Origin of the sequence: Micromonospora sp. DT53 (genome assembly GCF_049841535.1) — a bacterium.
GTDB lineage: Bacteria > Actinomycetota > Actinomycetes > Mycobacteriales > Micromonosporaceae > Micromonospora.
Window position 1 is genome coordinate 285,999 of record NZ_JBNCKM010000004.1, and the last position, 22,398, is coordinate 308,396.

20 protein-coding genes and 1 riboswitch are annotated in these 22,398 nt (G+C 72.4%); of the genes, 12 read left to right on the plus strand and 8 right to left on the minus strand.

The genetic code is table 11. The annotated features are described in order from the left end of the window. The first annotated feature begins 54 nt into the window (after positions 1 to 54). From ACLQ3B_RS15510 to ACLQ3B_RS15520, 3 genes are all read left to right on the plus strand, one after another. On the plus strand, positions 55 to 1,872 hold the full coding sequence (locus ACLQ3B_RS15510) for a DUF5635 domain-containing protein (RefSeq protein WP_425781303.1): 1,818 nt from the start codon (positions 55 to 57) through the stop codon (positions 1,870 to 1,872). 86 nt (positions 1,873 to 1,958) lie between these two features. Continuing rightward, a complete protein-coding gene (locus tag ACLQ3B_RS15515; RefSeq protein ID WP_425781698.1) occupies positions 1,959 to 3,773 on the plus strand; it encodes a glycerol-3-phosphate dehydrogenase/oxidase in 1,815 nt (604 codons plus the stop codon). 88 nt (positions 3,774 to 3,861) lie between these two features. Next, positions 3,862 to 4,398 (plus strand): hypothetical protein, encoded by a 537-nt coding sequence (locus ACLQ3B_RS15520; protein ID WP_425781305.1) that lies wholly within the window; start codon positions 3,862 to 3,864, stop codon positions 4,396 to 4,398. Between the two features lie 33 nt (positions 4,399 to 4,431). Here the strand turns inward: ACLQ3B_RS15520 and ACLQ3B_RS15525 are convergent, their stop codons facing one another. Then, entirely contained in the window at positions 4,432 to 5,832 is a 1,401-nt protein-coding gene (locus ACLQ3B_RS15525; RefSeq protein WP_425781307.1) for an FAD-binding oxidoreductase, read from the minus strand. Between the two features lie 68 nt (positions 5,833 to 5,900). Between ACLQ3B_RS15525 and ACLQ3B_RS15530 the strand changes: the two genes are divergently transcribed. Then, positions 5,901 to 6,185 carry a DUF4031 domain-containing protein gene (locus ACLQ3B_RS15530; protein WP_124822250.1) on the plus strand — a complete coding sequence of 95 codons (285 nt, stop codon included), beginning with the start codon at positions 5,901 to 5,903 and terminating at the stop codon, positions 6,183 to 6,185. On the opposite strand, the gene ACLQ3B_RS15535 is transcribed toward ACLQ3B_RS15530, so the two are convergent. Further along, positions 6,157 to 6,813 carry an HD domain-containing protein gene (locus ACLQ3B_RS15535; protein WP_425781309.1) on the minus strand — a complete coding sequence of 219 codons (657 nt, stop codon included), beginning with the start codon at positions 6,811 to 6,813 and terminating at the stop codon, positions 6,157 to 6,159. The genes ACLQ3B_RS15530 and ACLQ3B_RS15535 overlap by 29 nt on opposite strands. Before the next feature lie 139 nt (positions 6,814 to 6,952). Here ACLQ3B_RS15535 and ACLQ3B_RS15540 point away from each other — a divergent pair, with 139 nt between their 5' ends. After that, positions 6,953 to 8,155 carry an FUSC family protein gene (locus ACLQ3B_RS15540; RefSeq protein ID WP_425781700.1) on the plus strand — a complete coding sequence of 401 codons (1,203 nt, stop codon included), beginning with the start codon at positions 6,953 to 6,955 and terminating at the stop codon, positions 8,153 to 8,155. A gap of 24 nt (positions 8,156 to 8,179) precedes the next feature. Here the strand turns inward: ACLQ3B_RS15540 and ACLQ3B_RS15545 are convergent, their stop codons facing one another. Continuing rightward, positions 8,180 to 9,448 (minus strand): aminotransferase class V-fold PLP-dependent enzyme, encoded by a 1,269-nt coding sequence (locus ACLQ3B_RS15545; protein WP_425781311.1) that lies wholly within the window; start codon positions 9,446 to 9,448, stop codon positions 8,180 to 8,182. A gap of 46 nt (positions 9,449 to 9,494) precedes the next feature. Then, positions 9,495 to 9,615, minus strand: a riboswitch (SAM riboswitch). A gap of 23 nt (positions 9,616 to 9,638) precedes the next feature. Between ACLQ3B_RS15545 and ACLQ3B_RS15550 the strand changes: the two genes are divergently transcribed. Further along, positions 9,639 to 11,123, plus strand: a complete 1,485-nt coding sequence (locus tag ACLQ3B_RS15550; protein ID WP_425781312.1) for a PrsW family glutamic-type intramembrane protease — start codon at positions 9,639 to 9,641, stop codon at positions 11,121 to 11,123. A 7-nt stretch (positions 11,124 to 11,130) separates the two neighbouring features. Here ACLQ3B_RS15550 and ACLQ3B_RS15555 read toward each other — a convergent pair whose 3' ends face one another. Beyond that, positions 11,131 to 11,298, minus strand: a complete 168-nt coding sequence (locus tag ACLQ3B_RS15555; protein WP_167493175.1) for a hypothetical protein — start codon at positions 11,296 to 11,298, stop codon at positions 11,131 to 11,133. Between the two features lie 93 nt (positions 11,299 to 11,391). After that, on the minus strand, positions 11,392 to 11,730 hold the full coding sequence (locus tag ACLQ3B_RS15560; protein WP_425781314.1) for a GroES family chaperonin: 339 nt from the start codon (positions 11,728 to 11,730) through the stop codon (positions 11,392 to 11,394). 105 nt (positions 11,731 to 11,835) lie between these two features. Here ACLQ3B_RS15560 and ACLQ3B_RS15565 point away from each other — a divergent pair, with 105 nt between their 5' ends. Then, positions 11,836 to 13,200, plus strand: a complete 1,365-nt coding sequence (locus ACLQ3B_RS15565) for an AI-2E family transporter (protein WP_425781316.1) — start codon at positions 11,836 to 11,838, stop codon at positions 13,198 to 13,200. A 5-nt stretch (positions 13,201 to 13,205) separates the two neighbouring features. Here the strand turns inward: ACLQ3B_RS15565 and ACLQ3B_RS15570 are convergent, their stop codons facing one another. Beyond that, on the minus strand, positions 13,206 to 15,410 hold the full coding sequence (locus tag ACLQ3B_RS15570) for an ATP-dependent DNA helicase (protein WP_425781318.1): 2,205 nt from the start codon (positions 15,408 to 15,410) through the stop codon (positions 13,206 to 13,208). A 103-nt stretch (positions 15,411 to 15,513) separates the two neighbouring features. Between ACLQ3B_RS15570 and ACLQ3B_RS15575 the strand changes: the two genes are divergently transcribed. Then, positions 15,514 to 16,020, plus strand: coding sequence for a DUF402 domain-containing protein (locus tag ACLQ3B_RS15575; protein ID WP_425781319.1), 507 nt, complete (start codon positions 15,514 to 15,516; stop codon positions 16,018 to 16,020). Between the two features lie 36 nt (positions 16,021 to 16,056). On the opposite strand, the gene sigJ is transcribed toward ACLQ3B_RS15575, so the two are convergent. Continuing rightward, positions 16,057 to 17,022, minus strand: a complete 966-nt coding sequence (sigJ, locus tag ACLQ3B_RS15580) for an RNA polymerase sigma factor SigJ (RefSeq protein ID WP_425781321.1) — start codon at positions 17,020 to 17,022, stop codon at positions 16,057 to 16,059. Positions 17,023 to 17,306: 284 nt separating this feature from the next. Here sigJ and ACLQ3B_RS15585 point away from each other — a divergent pair, with 284 nt between their 5' ends. The 3 genes from ACLQ3B_RS15585 (at position 17,307) to ACLQ3B_RS15595 (ending at position 20,015) form a co-directional block, all read left to right on the plus strand. Next, the gene (locus ACLQ3B_RS15585; protein WP_425781323.1) at positions 17,307 to 18,248 is read left to right on the plus strand and encodes a PPK2 family polyphosphate kinase; all 942 of its coding nucleotides are present in this window, start codon (positions 17,307 to 17,309) and stop codon (positions 18,246 to 18,248) included. A 128-nt stretch (positions 18,249 to 18,376) separates the two neighbouring features. Beyond that, positions 18,377 to 19,003, plus strand: a complete 627-nt coding sequence (locus ACLQ3B_RS15590) for a DUF47 domain-containing protein (RefSeq protein ID WP_053655020.1) — start codon at positions 18,377 to 18,379, stop codon at positions 19,001 to 19,003. 4 nt (positions 19,004 to 19,007) lie between these two features. Further along, entirely contained in the window at positions 19,008 to 20,015 is a 1,008-nt protein-coding gene (locus tag ACLQ3B_RS15595) for an inorganic phosphate transporter (protein WP_091402868.1), read from the plus strand. Between the two features lie 57 nt (positions 20,016 to 20,072). On the opposite strand, the gene ACLQ3B_RS15600 is transcribed toward ACLQ3B_RS15595, so the two are convergent. After that, positions 20,073 to 21,041 carry a Gfo/Idh/MocA family protein gene (locus ACLQ3B_RS15600; protein WP_425781325.1) on the minus strand — a complete coding sequence of 323 codons (969 nt, stop codon included), beginning with the start codon at positions 21,039 to 21,041 and terminating at the stop codon, positions 20,073 to 20,075. 281 nt (positions 21,042 to 21,322) lie between these two features. On the opposite strand from ACLQ3B_RS15600, the gene ACLQ3B_RS15605 reads away from it, so the two are divergent. Further along, the gene (locus tag ACLQ3B_RS15605) at positions 21,323 to 22,156 is read left to right on the plus strand and encodes an NUDIX hydrolase (protein ID WP_425781327.1); all 834 of its coding nucleotides are present in this window, start codon (positions 21,323 to 21,325) and stop codon (positions 22,154 to 22,156) included. The last annotated feature ends 242 nt before the right edge of the window (positions 22,157 to 22,398 follow it).

The window sequence follows — 22,398 nt, forward strand, 5'->3', positions numbered from 1 at the left end:
GTGTTGCAGTTTAGGGTCCCTCTAATCTGCAAGTGGCAAGGGTAAAGTGGCCGGATGTTGCCTTTCAATCCGGGAGCGGACCTGATCGAAGCCCGAGACCGACTCCGCGTCCTGGTTGATGGCGTACTTGCCAAGCTCGCGGAAGGCATCTTTCCGACAGCGGTGGAACGCGAGCGGATCGATTGCAAGGAGGAGGCTGGCCGGCGAGGACCCGGCGGCACCCTGCTGGTGGGCGATCCGCACAACAAGGAAGCGGCGCGGCATTTGGCCAACGAGGTGACCTGCATGGCCAACACCCCGGGGGGCGGTGCGCTATTGGTCGGCGTCGAAGATCGGACTGGCCAGTTGCTCGGGGCGGGCCTCGACGTGGACTGGCTCAGGCATCGGGTGTACGAGCTTGTCGGGATCGCGCCTGCCGTGGAGGAGAGACGGGTCGATGGCATTCGACTGCTCGTCCTCTACGTTGCCGAGGCGCGGGAGCCAGCCGAGAACCTGGATGGCCAGATCAGGTGGCGAACAGGGGGGCACTGCGTAGGCGTAGATCGAGCGGAGTGGTGGCTTCACCGTCAACTGAGTGCCGGCCACGATCCGATGGCCCAGGTCACCGAACGGACTGAGCGGGACATCTCGCCCGGTGCGGTCGCAGTCGCTCGACGCTATCTCGCGCAGAACAGCAAAGCGGATGTCGGCGCCGTGCTCGACGGCAGTGTGCGGGAGTTGCTGACCTCGCTGGGCGTGCTTCGGCCCGACGGGCGGCTCACCGCTGCTGGAGCGTTGACCTTCTGTCCGGCTGACCGGACCCACATCACTTTGTCAGTACTCGATGTGGAGGGCGGGGACCTCATCACAGCGCCCCGGGATCTTGCTGGCCTGAGCCTGCTCGAGCAGGTTGCGGCGATCGACGATCGCTTAGAGACCCTGAACAAGTCCGTTCGCGTGACGCAGGCAACCGGCTTCGCGCAACCCCACGTGCGTCAGCTACCGCCGCAGGCCCTTCGGGAAGCCGTACTCAATGGGGTGGTGCACCGGGATTGGATGCAGCCAGATCCGGTGTCCGTGACCTGGGTCGAGGAAGACTCCGCCGTGCAGGTGGTCAGCCCCGGTGGGTTCGTCGGCGGGATCACCTCCGACACCGTGCTGACCCAGCGGTACGCAAGGTATCCGGCGCTTGCCGATCTGTTTCGGGCGTTGCAACTGGTCGAGAAGCAAGGCTTGGGTGTGGACCGGATGTATCGAGACATGGTGGCCCTGGGGCACCGGCCGCCGGTGCTGGTGGAGGAGGGCGGCCCTCGGGTGCGGACCCGACTGGTGGGTGGTACTCCGGTGCTCCCGGTCATGAACCTGATGGGTGCGATCCGCCCAGAGGTGCGTCAGCGAGACGTGAAAGTGGCTCTGATTGTGCACGCGCTCCTGCACGAGCCCTTCGTGACCGCGCCCATGCTCACTCATCTCTTGCAGCGTGGCGAGTCGGAGGTACTTGAGGCGCTTGAGGTCGCCGCGGAATGCTCGGTCGGTCAGGGTGCCTTGATCATCCAGTACAAAGACGTCTGGACTTTGACGTGGGAAGCGATTTCAATCGTCAACAAGAGCTCCGGACACGAGGTTCCTAGGCGCCGTGGCGTGCTTCGCTATGTCAAACCGGACGCTGCCGCAGCACAGCATGTGGCCCGTCAGTGGCTCAGGACACACGAACGCTATTCGTCTGGTGATCACTCGACGTTGACCGGACTAACCTACGCCGGCGCTCGGGGGCAGTTGGAGCGGCTTGAACAAGCCGGCCTGCTTCGACGGGGCGAGGGTAGTGGTCGTAGCGCTCACTTCGTGGCCGGCCCTCAGATGACGTCAGCTCCAGTTGAGGGTTTTCCAACATGAGTGGCGGGCAGTAGGCAGTGCCGGGCGGGCGGCGAATGCCGACACGGTGGCACGGCGGTTACGGTGGACGGGTGCGCGACCCCAATATCTCCCGATCCGTCGCCGGTCAGCTCTCACCGGTCCGCCGTGCGAACGACCTGCGTCGACTGCGTGCCGAGCGCTTCGACGTGCTGGTCATCGGTGGTGGGGTGACCGGAGCCGGTGCCGCCCTGGACGCGGCGTCCCGGGGCCTCAAGGTGGCGCTGGTCGAGGCGCGTGACCTTGCCGCCGGCACCTCCAGCCGGTCCAGCAAACTCATCCACGGCGGCCTGCGTTACCTGGAGCAGTTGGAGTTCCACCTGGTCCACGAGGCGCTCACCGAGCGCGGTCTGCTGGCCACCCGGCTCGCGCCGCACCTGGTGCGCCCGGTGCCGATCATGGTGCCGCTGCCGGCCGGGCGTGGCCTGCGGGACCTGCCGGCCCGGTTCTTCCGCCGTTCCTACTACGGGGCCGGGGTGGCCGCGTACGACGCCTTCGCCGGGGTCTTCGGCGGTGGACGGGGCATGCCCCTGCACCGTCACCTGACCCGGGAGGGTGCCCGGCGGATCTTCCCGAGTCTGCGGGCCGACGCGCTGGCCGGGGCGATCCGCTACTACGACGGGCAGGTCGACGATGCCCGGCTGGTGGTCACCCTGGCCCGCACCGCGGCCAGCCTCGGTGCCACGGTGGTGAGCAGTGCCCGCGCCGTCGGGCTGATCCGGCAGGCGCGCGAGGTGACAGGTGTTCGCGTCCGGGACCTGGAGGCGCCGTCGGGCTCGCCGGACGCGGAGTTCGAGGTGCAGGCCCGTACCGTCATCGCCGCCACCGGCGTGTGGAGCGACGACATGTCCCGGATGCTCAACGACGTGGGCCTGCGGCCCGGCGTTCGGGTGCGCGCCTCCAAGGGGGTGCACCTGGTGGTGCCCCGCTCGGCGATCACCGGTGAGACCGGGCTCATCCTGCGTACGGCGAGTTCGGTGCTCTTCGTCATCCCGTGGGGCGGGCACTGGATCATCGGCACCACGGACACCGACTGGCGGCTGGACCGTTCCCACCCGGCCGCCTCGGCCCGCGACATCGACTATCTGCTCCAGCAGGTCAACACCGTGTTGGACCGGCCGCTGACCACCGCCGACATCGAGGGGGTGTACGCCGGGTTGCGGCCGCTGCTGGCCGGCGAGGCCGACTCGACCTCGAAGCTCTCCCGTGAGCACGCGGTCTTCGAGCCGATGCTCGGGCTGCTGCTGGTCGCCGGCGGCAAGTACACGACGTACCGGGTGATGGCGTCCGACGTGGTCGACCGGGCCGCTCGCCGGCTCGGTGGCGCCCGCCCGTCGCGCACCGCCGACCTGCCGCTGCTCGGCGCCGACGGGTACCCGGCGATGTGGCGGGACCGGGCCGACCTGGCTCGCCGGCACGGCGTGCCGGTGGGTGTGGTGGAGCACCTGCTGGAGCGGTACGGCACCCTCACCCTGGACCTGCTGGCGCTTGTCGACGCCGACCCACTGCTGGGGTCCCCGCTGGCGGGCGCCCCGGAGTATCTGGCGGCTGAGGTGGCGTACGCGGCGCGGGCCGAGGGTGCGTTGCACCTGGAGGACGTGCTGACCCGGCGGACTCGGATCTCGTTCGAGACCAGCCATCGGGGGTTGGAGTCGGCGGAGCACACCGCCGAGCTGATGGGCGCGGTGCTCGGTTGGGACGCGGCCACCCGGGCACGCGAGGTCGAGCACTACCGCGCCCGGGTGGAGGCGGAGCGGCAGTCCCAGTTGATGCCGGACGACGCCGCGGCGGACGCGGCCCGGCTCGGCGCTCCGGATGTCCGGGGTTACGCGGCCGACCGGGGCGATGACGATCAGGCGGCGCTACGCCCGTCCGCTCGATGACGAATTGCGACGTTACCGATGGGTAACCATCGATACCGGCCCGGATGGTGGTTTCGAACGCTACCTACGGTGGGGTAGGTTTCCGCGCGTGCTAGCCCGCGCGCACCCTCGTCTCCTCGTACCCCTGCTCGCCGTCGTGCTCGTCAGCGCCCTGACCGGGTGCTCGCTCTTCGAGCAGGGCAAGCCGAGCACGCCGGTGGCGCAACCGACCGCCGGCGCGGCGGGTGGCGGAACCCAGCCGGAGATCCCCACCACGGTCGCCGCTGGTCAGGTCAGCCTGCTCCAGCGGCTCGGCGAAGACGGGCCGATGCGCACCCTGAGCGTCGAGCGGAACGGCGCGTGGCAGTGCGTCGACTGCGCCGGCGACGGCGTGACCTCCCGGGGCACCCTCGCACCGGAGCTGATCGAACGGCTCCAGGTCCTGCTCGCCAACCCGGCGCTGGCCGACGAGACCGATCAGGCCCGGCGGTACCGGACGACCTGCATCGACGCGCTGACGTCCAGCCTCATCACCTCGGCCGGGCTGATCACCTCGCAGGACTGCCCGGGTGAGGAACTCACGCCGGTCGCCGGGGAGATCCTGCTACTGCTCACCCAGGCGACCCCGGCCGAGGTCAAGGGCTGACCGCGGCCGAGGTCGAGTGTTGACCGCGGCCGCTCAGAGCACCTTGCCCGGGTTGAGCAGGCCGGCCGGGTCGAGCGCCGACTTGATCGCCTGATGCACCCGGACGCCTACCGGCCCGATCTCCCGGGCCAGCCAGTCCCGCTTGAGCAGCCCCACCCCGTGCTCGCCGGTGCACGTGCCGCCCAGGTCCAGGCCGAGCCGCATGATCTCGTCGAACGCCCGCCGGCCCCGCTCCACACTCGCCGGGTCGGCCCGGTCGACCACGATGTTCGGGTGCATGTTGCCGTCCCCGGCGTGCCCCACCACGCCGATCGGCACCTCGCACTCGGCCGCGATCCGGGCGACCCCGTCCAGGAGCGCGGCGAGTGCGCCGCGCGGCACCGCCACATCGTCGATCACCAGCCCGCCGTTGCCGCCCGGGTAGGCGTCCGCCGCGAACTTCTCCATGGCCGGGTGGGCCAGCCGGCGAGCCTGTAGCAGCGCCGCCGCCTCCACCGCGTCGGTGGCCGCGTAGACCTCGTCGGCGCCGACGGCCTCGCACACCTCGGCCAGCGCGGCCAGGTCGTCCGCCGCCCGGGTGCCGGTGTCGGCGGCGGCCAGCAACAGGGCCTGCGCGTCGGTCCGCAAGCCCATCGGCTGGTACGCCTCGATCGCCCGCAGGTGGGTCTGGTCCAGCAACTCCAGCAGGCTGGGGGTGAGCCCGCGAGCCGCGATCTCGGCCACCGCCGCGCCGGCCGTGGCGACGGAGGGGAAGACCGCCACCAGGGTCAGCGAGTCGGCCGGGGCGGGCCGCAGCGCCACGGTCACCTCGGTGATCACGCCGAGGGTTCCCTCCGAACCGACGAACAGCCGGGTCAGGTCGTAGCCGGCCACCCCCTTGGCCGTACGCCGCCCGGTGCGCAGCACCTCCCCGGAGGCGAGCACCACCTCCAGGCCGAGCACGTACTCGGTGGTCACGCCGTACTTCACACAGCACATGCCGCCGGCGTTTGTGGCCACGTTGCCGCCGATGGTGGACGACTCCCAGGAGCCGGGGTCCGGCGGGTACCAGAGGCCCTGTTCGGCCACCGCCCCGGCCAGCGCCGCGTTGACCACCCCCGGTTGGACCACCGCGATCCGGCTCACCGGGTCGATCTCCCGGATCTCGTTCATCGCGACGGTGCTGAGCACCACCGCACCGTCCACCGCGTTCGCCGCGCCGGCCAGCCCGGTCCGCGCGCCCTGCGGCACCACAGGTACGCCGTGCCGTGCGGCGGCCCGCACCACGGCGACCACCTGCTCGGTGCTGCGCGGGCGGGTCACCACCAGCGGGGTGCCTGCCGCACACAGGTCCGCCTCGTCCCGCTCGTGCATGCGCAACAGGTCCGGGTCGGTGAGCACGGCATCGGCACCGAGCGCGGCGCGGAGGTCGTCCAGGAGCGTGGTGGGGGCCATGCAGCCGAGGCTAGGTCGGCGCCCGGCGATCATCAACATGATCGACTGGGCGGGATAACTTGGGCACCATGCTCTACCTGGACCGGCCGGCCTGGCCGTGGCGCGGTCGGCTCTGGTCGCACCTGATCAGTGACGTCTCGTACGCCGAGCTGCACGCCTTCGCCGAGGCGCTCGGCGCGCCCCGGCGCGGCTTCGACCGGGACCACTACGACATCCCGGCCGACCGGTTCGCGGCGGCGGTGTGGCTCGGCGCCCAGGTGGTGCCGAGCCGGGAGCTGGTCCGGTTGCTCCGCGCCGCCGACCTGCGTCGGCCGAAGCACCTGGTCAGCCCGCGTTCTCCGGCTCCTCGGTGAGCGTGGCCAGCTCGCGGCGTACGTTGTCCCGGGCGGGCTCTTCCCATCGGCTCGCCAGCGGTGGCGACCGGAACAGCGCGGGCAGCGCCAGCAGACCGGTCAACACGGCGGCCCGCCCGGCCCGGAACGCCGGCTCGGGCACGTGGGCGTACTCCCGGCGGATCGCCGCCGCGTACCGCTCGTAGCGGGCCGGCGGCGCGGCCAGCACGGCCAGGTCCGCGTCGCAGAGCAGCGCGCCGTCCCGGTCGCCCGGCGTCACCGTGTGCCCGGCGGTGAGCAGCACCAGCCGGCGCACCTCGACCACCGTGGGCGCCGGCACCCCGAGCCCGGTGAGCACGCTCTCGGCCAGTGCGGCGCTGTCGCGTTCGTTGGCGTCGCCGGCGGCCCGGGGGTCGTAGACCGCGTCGTGGAACCAGGCCGCCAGCCGGACCGCGTCGGCCCGAACGGCCAGGTCGGCGTGCTGATCCACCACGTCGAGCACCGCCGTCAGGTGGGCCAGCGTGTGATAGCGCCGGTGCGGTTCCCGCCACCGGACGATCACCTTCTCCCCGGCGCGGGTCGTGTCCGGGTCGGGTCTCGCGCCGGCACCCCGGGCCGCCGCCCGCCACCGGTCCAGCAGTTCAACCACCGCCCGAGTCTGCCGCATCGGGCCGCGACGCGCGGGGAGGGAGGATTCAGCGGGCCCACCACGGGTAGTCGCGCCCATGGCCGTGGCCCGGGACAAGCGACCTCCGGTGGTGCGACGTACCGCGCTGCGCGAGGGTCTGGTGGACATCGACGGGGCGCGGATCGCCGAGGCCACCGAACAGCTGCGCCATCGTGGCCGGGCCACCCTGCACGACCGGCTGCACCGGGTACGGATGGCCGGCGGACTCGCGGTACAGGCCGGGCTGGCCGCCGGACTCGCGTACCTGATCTCGCACAAGGTGCTCGGCAACCCGCAACCGGTCTTCGCGCCGATCTCCGCGGTCGGCACCCTGGCCGCGTCGGTCGGCCAGCGGTTCCGCCGGACCGTCGAGTTGATCGTCGGGGTGGGGGTCGGGGTGGCCGTCGGCGATCTCCTGATCTACCTGCTCGGCACCGGCGCGTGGCAGCTCGGCCTGGTGGTCACGGTGGCGATCCTGCTCACCATCTTCGCGGGGGCGAGCGTGGCCATCGTCATCCAGGCGGCGGCCACGGCGGTGCTGATCGTCACGCTGAGCCCGTCGACCCAAAACCTGGAGATCCCCCGCTTCGTCGACGCGTTCCTCGGTGGTGGGGTCGCGCTGCTGGTGACGGCTGTGCTGCTGCCGCTGAACCCGCTCCGGGTGATCAACCGCGCAGCCCGACCCGCCCTGGACCTGCTCGCCGCCCAACTCGACGCCACCGCCGACGGGCTGCGCGCCCGCGACCGCGCCACCATCCAGGGCGCACTGGAAAGGCTGCGCAACAACAAGGAGGAGCTGGCCACGCTGGGCGAGGCGATCGAGGGGGCGAAGGAGACCGCCACCCTCTCCCCGGCCCGCTGGCACCGCCGCGACGAGTTGACCCACTACGCGGAGGCGGCCGACCCCATCGACCGGGCGATGCGCAACAGCGGCACGCTCATCCGCCGGTCCGTCACGCTTGTCGAGGACGAGGAACCGGTGCCCGATCCGATGCCGGACGCGATCGCCCACCTCGCCGAGTCGGTCCGGCTGCTCAAGCACGAGTTCGCCGCCAGCGAGGAACCGGAGAAGGCCCGGGAACGGTCGCTGCGGGCGGTCAGCGAGGCCGGCCGGGCGTACGGCGCCGGGGTGGGCTTCTCCGGCAGTGTGGTGGTCGCCCAGATCCGCACCACGGCGAGCGACCTGCTGGTGGCCTCCGGGATCGAGCAGGAGGAGGCGAACCGATGGATCCGCGACGCCTTCGGGGAGCAGGAGCGCCCGGTCGGTGAGCCCGCCGAGCCCGGCGACACGCCGAAGCCGCCAACCGCCCCGCCGGTCGGCTGAGCGCGGGCCACCGCCGGCCGGGCCTCAGCCCAGCTCGGCCAGCGCGGCGAGCAACCGGTCCACCTGGGCGGCCGTGCTGCCCAACCCGATGCTGGCGCGCAGCGCGGTGGGCGGCAGGTCCCGCCGGCCGGTACGCCCCGCCGCCTCACTGAGCAGACGCCGGGCCAGCGGGTGGGCACAGAACAACCCGTCCCGTACGCCGATGTGGTGCTCGGCGGCCAGCCGTGCGGCCACCTCGGTGGAGTCCCGTCCGGCGACCACGAACGAGACGATGCCGACCCGGGGCGCGTCCGGGCCGAAGGTGCGCAGCTCGACGACGTGCGGCAGGGCGGCGAGGCCGGTCCGCAGTCGGGCCAGCAGGGCCTGCTCGTGGGCGGCCAGCGCAACCTGGTCCGCGTCGTCGAGCGCCGCGCACACCGCCGCCAGCGCCACCGCGCCGAGCAGGTTCGGGGTGCCGCCCTCGTGTCGCCCCGGGCCGGTCGTCCAGGTCACGTCGTGGGTGGCCGGCCCGACGTGGCTGGTGGCCCCACCACCGGCCAGGTACGGCGGGGCGGCGTCCAACCAGTCCGCCCGGCCGATCAGCACGCCCGCGCCGAACGGTGCGTACAGCTTGTGGCCGGACACGGCCAGGTAGTCGACGTCGAGCGCGTGCCTGTCGACAGGCGCGTGCGGGGCGAGTTGCGCGGCGTCCAGCACGATCCGGGCACCGTGCCGGTGGGCCACCCGCGCCAGTTCGGCGACAGGCCACCGCTCACCTGTCACGTTGCTCGCACCGGTCACCGCGACCAACACCGGCAGCGCCGGGCTGCTGCCCCGGCGCAGCTCGGTCAGGGCTGCGGCGAGGTCGCGTACCGCCCCGTCGGGGTCGGTGGGCACCGGCAACCGCACCGACCCGCGCGGCCAGGGCAGCAGGTTGGCATGGTGCTCGCCGGCGAACGTGACGACAGTCGTGCCGGCCGGCACGGCACGCGCCAGCAGGTTGAGCGCGTCCGTCGTGTTGCGGGTGAAGACCACGTGATCGTCGGCGCGAGCGCCGAAGAAGTCGCCGATCGTCTGCCGGGCCTGCTCGTACGCGAGGGTGCAGCGTCGCGACAGCGCTCCCGCTCCGCGATGCACGCTGGCGTACCAGGGCAGCAGCTCGGCCACGGCGTCGGCGGCGGCCCGCGCGCACGGCGCAGTGGCCGCGTAGTCCAGGTTGATCTCGCCGGGCACGCCGAGGACGTCGAGCGGCGCGGTCGGCGCGGTCGGCGCGGTGGGCAGGGTGGGCAGCGAGGGGACGAGAGTGACGGACACGCCGGAACCTCCGGGGTCAGGGACCCCGGGTGCGGCATCGGGACGGGGTCCGCGCTTGCCCAGCACACCGATCGGGCTGGGCCCGGTCATCACCCGGGGCACCCCACCGCGAACTCGACGAGGGTTGCCGGCCAGCAAGCCGGGGCTTGACGCTGGCGCTCGTGACCTGCCGGCAGCATAGCGGCTACCGATGCGACCGAACCAGCCGGCGGCGGATGGCTACGCTGACCGCATGGCCGACACCCCGCCCGGTACACCGCTGCCGCCGTCGCCCGCCGCCCCGCCCGCGCCCGCCGCACCTCCCGTGGGCGAGACGCCCCGGATGCCGCTGCGCCGACTCGGCTGGCGGCGGTTCCTGGCGCTGGCCGGGGTGGTGCTGCTCATCGCGGCGTGCGCGGTGTTCATGGTCTTCACGCTGGGCCAGTCGCTCGGTGTGCAGGCCCTGCTGATCGGCGTGGTCGCCGCCATCCTGCCGGTGCCGGTGCTGGTCGCCTGCTTCCTCTGGCTGGACCGGTACGAACCGGAGCCGCTGAAGTACCTGATCTTCTGCTTCGCCTGGGGGGCGTTCGTCTCCACCGCCGCCTCGCTCACGGTGAACGACTTCGCGGCCAACCGTTTCGCCGACTGGGGCCTACCGTCCGCGCTCACCGGGGTGCTGGTGGCGCCGTTCATCGAAGAGCTGACCAAGGCGCTGGGCCCGATCCTGCTGCTGGTGTTCCGCCGCCGCGAGTGGTCCGGGATCACCGACGGCCTGGTCTACTGCGGGCTCGCCGCGGTCGGTTTCGCGATGGTGGAGAACATCCTCTACCTGGGCGGGTTGGGGTACGCGTCCGGCGCCGACCGCTACGGCCCGGCCACCGGCATCCAGCAGGTCATCGCGATCTTCATTCTGCGGATCCTGCTGTTCGGGTTCGCCCATCCCCTTTTCACCTCGATGACCGGTGTGGGGCTGGGTATCGCCTCCCGGACGGCCGACCGGCGCATCCGGGTGCTCGCCCCGATCGCCGGCCTGCTGCTGGCGATGATGCTGCACGGCACGTGGAACCTGCTGCCCACGCTGACCCAGGCCACCGGCGAGGCCATGATCATGCTGTACGGCTTCCTGGGCCTCATGGTGCCGGTCTTCTTCGGCACCGTGGGGCTGGCGCTGTGGCTGCGCGCGTGGGAGGGGCGGCTCACCGAGCGGGCTCTGCCCGACTACGTACGCGCCGGCTGGCTCAGCCCGCCCGAGGTGGCCGCCCTGAGCAGTCTCGGCAGGCGGCACGCCGCCCGCAGTTGGGCGCGGCGGGTGGCCGGTGACGCCGGGGTGCGGGCGATGCGGGGTTACCAGTCCGCCGCCACCCGGCTGGCCCTGCTGCGCGACGGGACACTGCGCGGCCTGGACCGTAAGCCCGCCGACCAGGAGCGGACCGCCCGCGAGGAGCGGGAGTTGCTGGACGCGATAAGCGCGTACCGGTCGTTCTTCGTCGGTCGGGACCCGCAGGCCCCGACGGGGGTCTGGGACGGCAGCCGCTATCTCCTGCGCTTCCCGGACGGCACGCAGCGCCCGGTGGACGCACCGGACGAGCCGGTGGTGCCGATCCCGGTGGTGTTGGCCCCGGCTCCGGTCGGGTATGCCCCGCCCGGCTGGGCCGGCCCGCGATCGGCGCCTCCCTGGCCGCCGACGCACCCCTGACAGTGGCTCAGGCCAGCAGCGACGTGAGGAAGTCGCCGAGGCCCTGGAACATCGCGATCAGCGCGGCCCCGATCCCCCGGAACAACTGCGCGGCGCCGTCCGGCCGGAAGGCCATGAAGTAGATCAGGAACGCGACACTGCCCCAGGTCAACAGCTTCTTCACGAATACCGGCATCGTCCCTCCCCAGGGCCACGGTCGCCGGATGGCTTCCCGTCGTGCGGCCGGGCAAACGGTGCGCGGCGGGGCCTGGTGGCCGGGGGAGGCGCGTCAGAGGTAGAGGCCTGTCGAGTCGTTCTCGATCCGTACGGCGGCCACGGCGTGCACGTCCCGCTCTCGCAGCAGCACGTAACCGCGGCCGTGCAACTCGACCTCGGAGCGTTCGTCCGGGTCGAAGAGCACCCGGTCGCCGGAGACGATGGCGCGGACGTTCGGCCCCACCCCGACCGCGGTGGCCCAGGCGAGGCGCTTGCCGACCGCTGCCGTCGCCGGAATGACGATGCCTGCGGTGGAGCGGCGTTCGCCCTCGCTGCCCTCCATCCGCACCAGCACGCGGTCGTGCAGCAGGCGGATCGGCAGGCCGGCGTCGAGATCGTTGTCGGCGGTCACGCCGCAGACGCTACCGTGTGGCCGACGGTGGCCCACCGGTGGTTACGCCGGAGGTGGTCGGGGCATTGTGTGGCTGAACTGCCCTACGGTGTCGGGAACGGACGTATGCTGTCCGACCTGTCGCCGTTGGCGGGCCGGCTTTTCTGCCAGGAGGTGCGCTTGAGCCGCTTCGAGCGGGTACGCGGGCGGCTTCGCCGCGCCTACCAGTCACGACAGGCGTCGAAGCCCGTCGACGAGGGCGCGTCGACCGACACGTTGAACGACGTGTCGGAGGCGGCCCGGGTGGCGTCGCCGGCCGTGCCGGGGCCGACCGCGCCGCCGAGCGCCACGGTCTACGGCGCGGAACCTGCGGTGGACCTGCACAGCTCCACCACCAGTCGGGATGACGCCGACGTCCCGCACGGGCTGCGGATTGCCGCCGCGTGGTGTTGGCGACTGATCGTGATCGGCGTGGTGGCCTGGGCGCTGCTGCGGATCGTCGGCACTATCAAGATCGTGATCATTCCGTTGGCCATCGCGCTGCTGCTCTCCGCGCTGCTGGCCCCGGCGGTGGGCTGGCTGTTGCGGGTCCGGTTCCCCCGGTCGCTGGCGACGGCTGTGGTGCTGGTGGGCGGCCTGGCCGCGGTGATCGGCACGCTGACGCTCGTGGTCAACGAGTTCATTCGCGGTGTGCCGGAGCTGAGCGAGAAGTCGTCGGAGGGTGTCCGGCAGATCCAGAACTGGCTGAAGACGGGCCCGCTGCACCTCTCCGACACCCAGCTCGACAGGTACATCGACGAGGCGCAGGCCTGGATCAACGACAACACCTCGAAGTTCACAAGCGGGGCGCTGAGCACCGCCGCGACGCTGGCCGAGGTGCTGACCGGCACGCTGCTGGTTCTCTTCGCGACGTTCTTCTTCCTGCGTGACGGCAACCGGATCTGGCGCTTCCTGGTCCGGCTGCTGCCGGTGGCCGCCCGCTGGAAGGTCGACGACGCCGGCCGTGCCTCCTGGCAGACCCTGGGCGCCTATGTCCGGGCGACAGTGCTTGTCGCCTTCATCGACGCGGTAGGCATCGGCATCTTCCTGGTCATCTTCGACATCCCGTTCGCCTTCCCGTTGGCCGCGCTTGTCTTCCTCGGCGCGTTCATCCCGATCGTCGGTGCGGCGCTCTCCGGCGGCGTGGCGGTGCTTGTGGCCCTCGTCGACAGCGGGCCGTTCACCGCGTTGATAATCCTTGGCGCGGTGATCGTCGTGCAGCAGGTGGAGGGCCACATCCTCCAACCGCTGATCATGGGCCGGGCGGTCGCCCTCCACCCGCTCGCGGTGATCATCGGCATCGCCGCCGGTGTCGTACTCGCCGGCATCACCGGTGCGCTGGTCTCCGTGCCGCTCATCGCGGTGCTGAACACCGCGGTCCGCCGGCTCGCCGCCCGAAGGGTCCCGGACACCCCGCCCGACGCCGTGGTCGTCGCCGCCCAGGCCCCCTAGAGGGCTCAGGCCTTGGCCAGGCGTTCCAGGGCGCCCCGGGCCACCTCGGGGCGGGTCGTGTACCAGAACGGTGGCAGCGAACGGCGCAGGAACGGCCCGTAGCCTCGGGCCGTCTCCAGCCGGGAGTCGAGCACCGCGACCACGCCCCGGTCGCCGGTCGCCCGGATCAGCCGGCCCACGCCCTGCGCCAGCCGGACCGCCGCGATCGGCACGCTGACGGCCGAGAAGCCGGAACCGCCGCCCGCGTCCACGGCCGCCGCGCGGGCAGCCGCCAGCGGTTCGTCCGGGCGGGGGAAGGGCAGCCGGTCGATGACGACGAGCTGGCAGGCGTCACCCGGCACATCCACCCCCTGCCAGAGCGACATCACCCCGAACAGGCAGCTGGCGCGCTCCTCGCGGAAGCGACGCACCAGCAGCGGCAGCGCCTCCTCACCCTGGAGCAACACCGGCAGGTCGGTCCGCGCGCGCAACAGCTCCGCCGCCTGCTGCGCGGCCCGCCGGGAGGAGAAAAGCCCGAGAGTACGACCACCGAGTGCCCCGACCAGCCCGAGCAGCTCCTCTCCGGCAGCCTCGGGCAGCCCGGAGACGCTGGGGCGGGGGAGGTGCGCGGCGACGTACAGGATGCCCTGCCGGGCGTAGTCGAACGGCGAACCGACGTCGAGTGACCGCCACCCGGGGCCCTCGGTGGCCGGTACGACGGCGTTCGTTGTGACGTCGCCGGCCAGACGGCGGCCCGGCGTCTCGGCGGCCGGACGGCCCGGGCCGGTGTGGGCGGCCAGCGCGGCCGCCGCGGGAGTCGGCGGGGCGGGCGGTGGCGCGTCCAGCCCGAGGGCGCGGGCGACCGTGTCGAACCGGCCGCCCAGCGCCAGGGTCGCCGAGGTGGCGACGACTGTGCGTTCGTCGTACAGGTGGGTGGCGAGGGTGCCGGCCACCGACAGGGGCGCGACCACCAGCGCGCGGCGGGTGCCGCTGTCGTTCTTCTCCACCCAGGCCACGTCGTGGTCGGCCTCCTCCAGCAGCCGCTGCGCGGTGGTGGAGAGCTCGTCCAGGGCGGCCTTGGCCTGCTGCTTGCGGACCGGGTCGGGGTCGTCGGACTTGACGTCGCCGATCGCGTCCAGGGCGGAGCGGGTCGCCGCGTCGAGCAGCGTGCACGCCTCCCGCAGCGGCGTCGGCAACCCTGCGGTTATCCGCCCGGCCGGCGCCTCGGCGAGGCCGACCGCGAGGGCGTCGCCGGCGGCGGTGAGCGCCTCGGCGGTCTCCGGCCGCAGCAGCGTACGGGCCCGCCGGGTGGTCCGGTCGATCAGCTCCGGCACCAGCTCGGCTTGGGCCGCGGAGGAGACCCGATCGGCCAGCTCGTGCGCCTCGTCGACGATGAGCAGCTTGTGCGGTGGCACGATGTGCCGGTCGGCGAGCATGTCGACAGCGAGCAGGCTGTGGTTGGTCACCACGATGTCGGCCTCGCGGGCGCGGGCCCGCGACGCCTCGGCGAAGCACTCCTGCCCGAACGGGCAACGGGTCGCGCCGACGCACTCGCGGGCCGGCATGGACACCAGCCGCCAGGCCTGGTCCTCGACGCCCGGGTCCAGCTCGTCCCGGTCGCCGGTGGCGGTCTTCTCGGCCCAGTCGCGCAGCCGCTCGACCTGCTTGCCCAGCCGGCCCGCCTCACCGAGCCACTTCGTCCCACCGCCGGGACGCGCCGCGGGGGCGTCGAAGAGGGTGTCCTCCGGCTCCTCCTCGGTGGAGTTGTCCAGTCGGGCGAGGCAGAGGTAGTGGTGGCGGCCCTTGAGCACGGCGAAGGTGGGCCGCCGGCCGAGCACCGGCTCGACCGCGTCGGCGAGCCGGGGCAGGTCGTGGTCGACCAGCTGGGACTGCAACGCCAGGGTGGCGGTGGAGACCACGACCGGGCCGTCCACAGTGAGCGCCGGCGCCAGGTACGCCAGCGACTTGCCGGTGCCGGTGCCGGCCTGCACGAGCAGATGCTCGCCGGCGGCCACGCAGTCCTCGATCGCCGTGGTCATCTGCAGCTGGCCGGGGCGTTCCGCGCCGCCGGGCACCGCGCCGACCGCCGCCGCCAGCAGCTCCGTGCCGCTGGGCCGGGCACCCCGTCGCCGCCCCTTGGCACGGGCCGACGGGGTGGCGGAACCGGTGGCGGTGCGGGGCGGAGTCACCGTGCGACGGTACCCGGCGCCGCCGACACCGGCCGCGCCCATCCGCCGCGTGGCGTGATGCCGACCGGGCCGGGCGGGGCGACCGACCCCGTCCGGTTACGGCTGCGCTACGACGCGTTGGGCCGTATCGGTTAGGGTGCGAATCATGCCGAGCGACATGGTCCGCGTGATCTACCGCAAGTACGACGGCAGCGCCCACCGCGACTACCCGGCCCGCCGGCTCACCGAGGACGATCTCGGCATCTGGCTCGGCGTGCCCGAGGGCACCCAGTCGGTCTACCACGGCCGGCCCTCGGTGGAGAAGATCCCGTTCGTGCTGCTGGTGCCACATCGTGCCTGGTGGACGGCCATGTTCAACCCTCCGCCCCGCACCAGCGAGGTTTACTGCGACATCGCCACCCCGGCCCGCTGGGAGTCCGACGACACCGTCCACCTGATCGACCTGGACCTGGACGTCGTCCGGCGTCGGGCCACCGGCCTGGTGGAGTTGCTCGACGAGGACGAGTTCGCCGAGCACCGGGCCCGGTTCGGCTACCCGGACGACGTGGTGGCCGAGGCCGAGGCCGCGGCACAGCGGCTGTTCGGGGCCCTGGGCGACGGCACCGAACCGTTCGCCGCCGCGTACCGCAAGTGGTTGGCCCTGGTGGTCTGACGCCGCCCGCCCGCCCGCCTGGCTCGGGGGGTCGGCTTACCAGCGTGGTGGCCAGCCGTCGTCGGCGTTCAGCGGTGGCAGGTCGGTCAGCTTGTCCGGATTGAGCTGGTTGTAGATGGCGGTGATCCGGCCCTGGTCCACCGCGAACGCGGTGACCAGGCGGATCGGCCGCCCGTCGCTGTGTGCCGTCTCCAACTGGAGGCCGAGCGCGCCGTCGACGAGCACCAGTCGAGCCAGCACCCGGTCGGCGTACCGGCCGGTGCGGCCGAACAGGCCGAGCGTGAGGCGACCCACGGCGTCCGCGCCGAGCACCGGCCGACGGGCTGCGGGGAAGTGCCCGCCCGAGTCGCCGACGAACACCACGTCCGGCGCGAGCACCTGGAGCAGCTGGTCCAGGTCGCCGGACTCGGTGGCGGCGACGAACGCCTTGAGAACCCGGCGCTGCTCGGCCGGGTCGGCGGTGTGCCGGGGTACGTCCGGTGACGTGACCGCCCGTCGGGCCCGGGAGGCGAGCTGCCGGGCGGCCACCTCGGTGGTGCCGAGCACCCCCGCGACCCGGGCGAACGGCAGCGCGAACACGTCGTGCAGGACGAGGGCGACCCGTTGCTCCGGCGCGAGCCGCTCCAGCACCACCAGCAGCGCCGTGCCGACCTGCTCGGTGCGGACCGCCCGTTCCGCCGGGTCGGGCGCGTAGCCGTCGGCCGGCGGCCGGCCGCCCAACGGGCTCACCACCGGCTCCGGCAACCACTGCCCGGGGTACGCCTCCCGGCGGACCCGGGCCGAGCGGAGCACGTCCAGGCAGATCCGGGCGCAGGTCGTGGTCAGCCACGCGGACAGGTCGCGGATCTCGGCGCGGGCCGCCGGGTCGGCCAGCGCACCGGCATAGCGCAGCCAGGTCTCCTGCACCGCGTCCTCCGCCTCGCTGCGGCTGCCCAGCATCCGGTGCGCCACCGCGAGCAGTCGGCCCCGCTGTGCCTCGAACTCCGTCGCCAACTCCCGCACGACCCACCACCCTTCCGGTCGGCGTCCCGGCCTACATCCTCCCGCTGAGCGGGCACGCCGGCAGCCCCGGAACCGCCCGGCGGCCGATGCTCTCGGCGGCCGGAGGTCGGTCCGTTGAGTGGGGGCCCGCCCGCACGGTCCGTGACCGGCGCGCGGGCGGGTGCAGAGCAAAGTGGGCGTGCCTCTGGTCCGGCCCGTCCGTCTCCACCTCCGGCTGCCTGTCGCGGCGACCCGGAGGCGGCTCTCGGCGGGCGTAACGGCGGTGGGTGGGCGATGATCCGTAGATGAGCGCACCGCAGCAAGGGCAGATCGTGGCACCGGACGGCGGCTCCGTGCGGGACCTGCTGCGGGTCACCGCGCCGGTGGATCTCGGCGCGATCGACCCGCGGTCCATGCCCGGCCTGCCGGGGCCGGCGGGCCGCGGCGAGCACCGCAAGACCTGGGCGCGGGAGCAGGTGGAGCTGGTCGGCGAGGAGCTGGGCCGGCAGCAGGAGATGCTCTTCGCGATGGCCAAGACCGGGTCGGGGCGGCCGGCGCGCCGGGTGCTGCTGGTGCTCCAGGCCATGGACTGCGGCGGCAAGGACGGCACGATCAAGCGGGTGGCCGGCGCGATGAACCCGCTGGGCCTGCACATCCGCTCGTTCGGGCCGCCGACCCGCCAGGAGTTGCGGCACGACTTCCTCTGGCGGATCCGCCGGGAGCTGCCGCCGCCGGGGTACGTGGGGATGTTCAACCGTTCGCACTACGAGGACGTGCTGATCGCCCGGGTCGGCTCGCTGGTGCCGGAGGCGACCTGGCGAGCCCGCTACGACGAGATCAACTCGTTCGAGCGGGAGCTGACCGACGGCGGCGTGACCCTGATCAAGGTGATGCTGCACATCTCGTACGCCGAGCAGGGCAAGCGCCTGCTGGAGCGGCTCACCGACCCGCGCAAGCACTGGAAGTACAACCCCTCCGACATCGACTCGCGGGGCCACTGGGACGACTACCAGGCCGCGTACGCCGAGGCCCTGAGCCGGTGCGGCACGGACGCCGCGCCCTGGTTCGTGGTGCCGGCGGACCGTAAGTGGTATCGGGACTGGGCGGTGGCCCACCTGCTACGTGAGACGTTCGACACGCTCGATCTGGGGTATCCCGCTGCCGATTTCGACGTGGTTCGGGAGCGGAAGCGCCTACGGGCTGGGGGCGTGGGTGCGGGTGGGGCGGCCGAGATGAACGGCAGGTGAACGAGTGGTGAATGGTGCCTGGCCAGGGGTGGGCCGGCGAATTCCCCGTTCTGCCGTTTCCTAGCATTCACCGAGCGGGACGCTCTCGGGCGCCGCCACCCTTCCACCGACGCGACGAGGTCTGTGCTGTGAAGTTTTCCTTCCGCCCCACCGAGGGCGCCTTCTACGAGCTCTTCACCAGGGCCGCGCAGAACCTGGTCCGGGGCACCGCGCTGCTCAACGAGCTGGCCCTGCCCGGCGTGGACGTGCAGTCCGTCAGCGAGCGGCTGACCGAGGTCGAGCACGACAGCGACCAGATCACCCACGACCTGTACAAGAAGATCAACTCGACCTTCATCACCCCGTTCGACCGGGAGGACATCTACCGGCTCGGCTCGCTGCTGGACGACGTGATGGACCACCTGGAAGCCGTCGGCGACCTGCTCTACCTGTACGGGCTGACCGAGCTTCCGGCGCTGCCCCGCGAGCTGCACGAGATGGTCAACGTGCTCGACCAGCAGGCCAAGCTGACCGCCGACGCGATGCCTCGACTGAAGTCGATGAAGGATCTCGAGGACTACTGGATCGAGTGCAACCGGCTGGAGAACGAGGGCGACCGGATCAACCGGCAGCTGCTCGTCCGCCTGTTCTCCGGTGAGTACGACGCCTTGACGGTGCTGAAGATGAAGGAGGTCGCCGACGAGCTGGAGGCCGCCTGCGACGCCTTCGAGCACGTGGCCAACACCGTCGAGACCATCGCCGTCAAGGAGTCCTGAGCCGGTGTCCCCTGAACTCATCGCCGTGCTGGCGGTGATCGCGGTGGCCCTGGCGTTCGACTACACCAACGGCTTCCACGACGCCGCCAACGCGATCGCCACAAGCGTCTCCACCCGGGCGCTGACACCTCGGATCGCGCTCGGGCTCGCCGCGGTCGGCAACTTCGTCGGCGCCCACTTCGGTGCCGGTGTGGCCAAGACCGTCGGCGACGGTCTGGTCACCCTCCCCACCGGGGTGAACAGCCTCGGGGTGGTCTTCGCCGGGGTGCTCGGGGCGATCGCCTGGAACCTGATCACCTGGTACTTCGGTCTGCCCTCGTCGTCCTCGCACGCGCTCTTCGGCGGCCTGGTCGGCGCGACCCTGCTGTCCACCGGCGGCATCGTGCAGTGGGGCAACATCGGCGAGAAGGTGCTGCTGCCGATGGTGCTGTCGCCGATCGTCGGCCTCACCCTCGGCTACCTGCTGATGTTGGCAATCCTGTGGCTGTTCCGGAAGGGGCAGCCGGGCAAGCTCAACCGGGGCTTCCGCTGGGCGCAGACCGCCTCGGCGGCCGCCATGTCGGTCGGTCACGGCATGCAGGACGCTGCCAAGACCATGGGCATCGTGGTGTTGGCGCTCTACACAGGTGGTTTCCAGGAGAGCAAGACGCACATCCCGGGGTGGGTGTTCTGGACGTCGGCGACGATGCTGGCCCTCGGCACGTACGCCGGCGGTTGGCGGATCATCCGTACCCTCGGTCGCAAGATCATCGACCTGGGGCCGCCGGAGGGCTTCGCCGCCGAGACCGTCGCCAGCGCGGTGCTCTACTTCAACGCCCTGGTGCTGAAGGCGCCGATCTCCACCACCCACACCATCACCTCGGCGATCATGGGTGTGGGCGCGACCAAACGACTCTCCGCGGTTCGCTGGAACGTGGCCGGCAACATCGTGCTCGCCTGGATCATCACGTTCCCGGCCGCCGCGCTGATCGCGTGTGTCACGTACCTGCTGGTCCGGCCGCTCTTCGGCTGAGTTTTCGGAAGGGGCCCCTGGCCACGGTCCCGCCGTGGCCGGGGGCCCTTCCCCTACTCAGACGTAGCGCACGCCGATCTGCTCGCGGACCGTGTCCAGCAGGGCCATCACCTCGAGCGTCGTGGTGTGCGGCACCATCGGGCTCTCGGTCAGCCCGGCGGCCAGGCAGCGCTGCACCTCGATCGCCTCGTACTGGTAGCCGTTGCCGGCCCCGTCGGCGACGATCGTCTCCGGCTCCGCGCCGGCGCGGTGCACTGTCACCGAACCCGGCCGGAAGAACGGCTCCGGCAGGTCGATCCGCCCCGTGGTGCCGGTGATCGAGGCGGTCTGCCCGCTCAACCCGACCATGCCGCAGCTCAGCGTCGCCAGGGCTCCGGAGTCGTAACCGAACAGCATGCCGGTGTTCTCGTCCGTACCCTCCGGGCCGAGTTGCGCCCAGGACCGGATGTGCTGCGGCACCCCGAGCAGCAGGTGAGCCAGACTGATCGGGTAGATCCCCAGGTCGAGCAGGGCGCCCCCGCCCAGCGCCGCGTTGCGCATCCGATGCTCGGGCGGGAACGGCCCGGCCACCCCGAAGTCGGCCCGGACACCGGTCACCGTGCCGATCGCCCCGTCCGCGATCAGCTCGACCACCCGCAGGATCATCGGGTTCAGCCGCATCCACATGGCCTCCATCAGGAAGACCCCGGCGGCACGGGCGGTCTCCACCAGCTCGGTGCTGGTGGCCAGGTCGAGGGTGAACGGCTTCTCCAACAGCACCGCTCGGCCGGCGGTGAGGCAGGTCATCGCCGCCTCGTAGTGCGCGGAGTGCGGGGTCGCCACGTAGATCGCGTCCACCTCCGGGTCCGCAGCCAACTCCACCCAGGAGCCGTAGGCGCGCTTCGCGCCGTACGTGTCGGCGAAGCGCCTGGCGCTCTCCGCGGCGCGGGAACCGACCGCGACCAACTCGGCGTCCGGCACCAGCCGGAGGTCTTCGGCGAAACGGCTGGCGATGTGGCCGGTGGCCAGGATGCCCCAACGAGTCATGCCGGAACGCTAGCCGAGCCAGCCGAACCGCCCCCCGCCCGGCCGTCGACCAGTTCATCCGGCGGGACTTCGGTGTGCTCCTGGCCGCCCCACAGCGTGCCGCACCCCGCACCCGCACCCCGCCGGGCCGGCCACCCCTCACCCACGCCCTTTGCTCTGCTTCAACCGACGCGACAGTGACCGGACCTCTCTGTCGCGTGGATTGAAGCAGAGCAAAGGGGGCGTGTGGGGGTCGGTGCCGGCGAGCCAACACCGGCTGGCCGGGGAACTAGGCTCGCGGCATGACGATCGACAGCGACGGCTTCGACGCCCCGGCCGCCCTGGTCGAGCACGCCCGCCGGTTCCAGGCCGAGGGTGGCATCCCGGCGACGCCGCGGGTCGCGGCCACCGTGTTGCTGCTGCGCCCGACCGACGCCGACTTCGAGGTGTACGTCATCCGCCGGGTCGCCGCGATGACCTTCGGCGGGATGTACGCATTCCCCGGAGGTGGGGTGGACCGCTCCGACTCGGAGGCCCACCTGGACTGGGCCGGCCCGACACCTGGCGAGTGGGCGGACCGGCTCGGCGTGGCCCCGCAGGCCGCGCAGGCGGTGGTCTGCGCGGCCGCGCGTGAGGTCTTCGAGGAGGCTGGCGTACTGCTCGCCGGCCCGAACCGGGAGACCGTGGTGGGCGACGTCAGCGGCGACGACTGGGAGGCGGCCCGGCAGGACCTGGAGGGACGCCGGCTGGGCTTCGCCGCGCTGCTCGCCGACCGGCAGCTCACCCTTCGGTCGGACCTGCTGCTGCCGTGGAGCCGGTGGATCACTCCCGAGTTCGAGCCGCGCCGCTTCGACACGTACTTCTTCATCGCCCTGCTGCCGGAGGGACAGCGGACCCGCGACGTCTCCGGCGAGGCCGACCACACCCTGTGGATCCGACCGGCGGACGCGCTGGCCCGCGCGAAGGCCGGCGAGCTGACCATGCTGCCACCGACCCTTGTCACGCTGGCCGAGGTAGCCGCAGCCGGTGACCTGGCCGGCGTGGCGCAGGCGGCGGCCGACCGGGACGCCGCCACCCCGATCACCCCGCACCTGGACGTGCCCCCGAACGGCAAACCCCGCTTCGTCCTGGGCTGACCGCTGCCCGCCCTGCCCGCCCTGCCGCGCTGCCCGCGCCTTGGGGTGCTCGCGTCCGGGCGCGTGCCGTCAAGATCCGCGCAACTTCAGGGATGCTGCTGCCTCGGACTCGCGGGAGACAGCAGTATCGGGGTAGTTGCGCGGATCTTGGGCGCGCCGGGTCGCGCCGGGTCGCGCCGGGTCGCGCCGGGTCGCGCCGGGTCGCGCCGGGTCGCGCCGGGTCGCGCCGGGTCGCGCCGCGT

Bases quoted from the DNA above. Each gene is read 5' to 3' on its own strand.
- ACLQ3B_RS15600 (WP_425781325.1), bottom strand. From the start codon at position 21,041: ATGACTCGTTGGGGCATCCTGGCCACCGGCCACATCGCCAGCCGTTTC.
- ACLQ3B_RS15570 (WP_425781318.1), bottom strand. From the start codon at position 15,410: ATGGGCGCGGCCGGTGTCGGCGGCGCCGGGTACCGTCGCACGGTGACT.
- ACLQ3B_RS15550 (WP_425781312.1), top strand. From the start codon at position 9,639: ATGCGACCGAACCAGCCGGCGGCGGATGGCTACGCTGACCGCATGGCC.
- ACLQ3B_RS15565 (WP_425781316.1), top strand. From the start codon at position 11,836: ATGCTGTCCGACCTGTCGCCGTTGGCGGGCCGGCTTTTCTGCCAGGAG.
- ACLQ3B_RS15555 (WP_167493175.1), bottom strand. From the start codon at position 11,298: ATGCCGGTATTCGTGAAGAAGCTGTTGACCTGGGGCAGTGTCGCGTTC.
- ACLQ3B_RS15525 (WP_425781307.1), bottom strand. From the start codon at position 5,832: ATGGCCCCCACCACGCTCCTGGACGACCTCCGCGCCGCGCTCGGTGCC.
- ACLQ3B_RS15530 (WP_124822250.1), top strand. From the start codon at position 5,901: ATGCTCTACCTGGACCGGCCGGCCTGGCCGTGGCGCGGTCGGCTCTGG.
- ACLQ3B_RS15575 (WP_425781319.1), top strand. From the start codon at position 15,514: ATGCCGAGCGACATGGTCCGCGTGATCTACCGCAAGTACGACGGCAGC.
- ACLQ3B_RS15605 (WP_425781327.1), top strand. From the start codon at position 21,323: ATGACGATCGACAGCGACGGCTTCGACGCCCCGGCCGCCCTGGTCGAG.
- ACLQ3B_RS15585 (WP_425781323.1), top strand. From the start codon at position 17,307: ATGAGCGCACCGCAGCAAGGGCAGATCGTGGCACCGGACGGCGGCTCC.
- ACLQ3B_RS15510 (WP_425781303.1), top strand. From the start codon at position 55: ATGTTGCCTTTCAATCCGGGAGCGGACCTGATCGAAGCCCGAGACCGA.